Origin of the sequence: Streptomyces sp. Isolate_45, assembly GCF_024721315.2 — a bacterium.
In the GTDB taxonomy this organism is placed as follows: Bacteria; Actinomycetota; Actinomycetes; order Streptomycetales; family Streptomycetaceae; genus Streptomyces.
In genome coordinates this window covers 1-958 of record NZ_JANFAK020000379.1, presented here as the reverse complement: position 1 = coordinate 958, position 958 = coordinate 1, and the positions used below count along the sequence as shown (strand labels likewise).

Here is a 958-nt window from a genome sequence, read left to right as displayed (position 1 = left end):
CCCCCCCCCCCCCCCCCCCCCCCCCCCCGCCCCCCCCCCCCCCCCCCCCCCCCCCCCCCCCCCCCCCCCCCCCCCCCGCCGTCCGAAGTGTGGGCGCGCCCGCCGGACGTCAGCTGCCGCTGCGGCGGTACCCGCGACGCGGCGCCGGCACGGTACGCAGCCGGCGCGCACCGGCGGCCCGGGGGAACTGGTCGCGCTTGACGGGCGCGGCAGGTGCCGCAGCCAGGAGCGCGATGAGAGCAACGACCGCGAGGAGGATGAGCGCGGTAACCATGGTCATCTCCTTCTCTTTCGCCGGGTACTGATTGCAGATCACTACCAAGTGTTACCAGAACGCGACACCTTAAACACGAGGGGTAGCGGAAGGCGGTTTCCGGCGGCGCTCCACCGACATCAATTCCCGTGCCGGAAGATGTGGTTGTGCCGGTCGCCTCAAGGAGGCGGCACCGGACCCGGCGAGGCCGCACCGGCGGCCGGACGCCAAAAACGCCCGTCAGGCAAGGCCTGACGGGCGCCGAGGAAGTAGTCGGTGTCACGCTCGAACCGGACCCCCGGCACGACGGCCCGCACATGCGCCCATATCCCGGGCGCCACGCGGTACTCGCCCGCCACCATCCAGTGATCGTCACCCAGCACGAAGAGGTGCCTGATCGCCAGGAACTGTTCCCGCGAGAGGCAAACGGACTCGACCAGCTCCTCGTCCGCGCCACCGAAGCCGGTCAGATCCCAGGCAAGGTTGTAGCCGTCGGCGAATGGATAGTCGCTGCTCACCGCCTCAAGCTAGGCGCCGCCCAAGCCCACCCGCACCTGCTTTTCGGGGGGGTGGGGGGTGGGGTCGGGGGCGGGGGGCTGTGGTGGGGGTGGGTCCGGTCTGTCGGTGGGGTCGGGGGGTGGGCGGGATGTCCTTTGCCCCAAAAACGGCGGGTTTTGGGGGTTACCCCCCAGATTCGGACCAACC

The 958-nt window shown here is 71.5% G+C and carries 2 protein-coding genes; both read right to left on the bottom strand.

Translation table 11 applies throughout. The features are described 5' to 3' along the window. Positions 1-109 precede the first annotated feature (109 nt). Complete coding sequence (locus NOD94_RS41185; RefSeq protein WP_281211363.1) at positions 110-274, bottom strand: hypothetical protein; 165 nt, start codon at positions 272-274, stop codon at positions 110-112. Positions 275-432: 158 nt separating this feature from the next. Continuing rightward, positions 433-771, bottom strand: coding sequence for a hypothetical protein (locus NOD94_RS41180; protein ID WP_281211362.1), 339 nt, complete (start codon positions 769-771; stop codon positions 433-435). Positions 772-958 lie beyond the last annotated feature (187 nt).

What these genes read in the sequence shown, in the direction of transcription:
- NOD94_RS41185 (WP_281211363.1), bottom strand. Translation starts at nt 274, where the DNA reads ATGGTTACCGCGCTCATCCTCCTCGCGGTCGTTGCTCTCATCGCGCTC.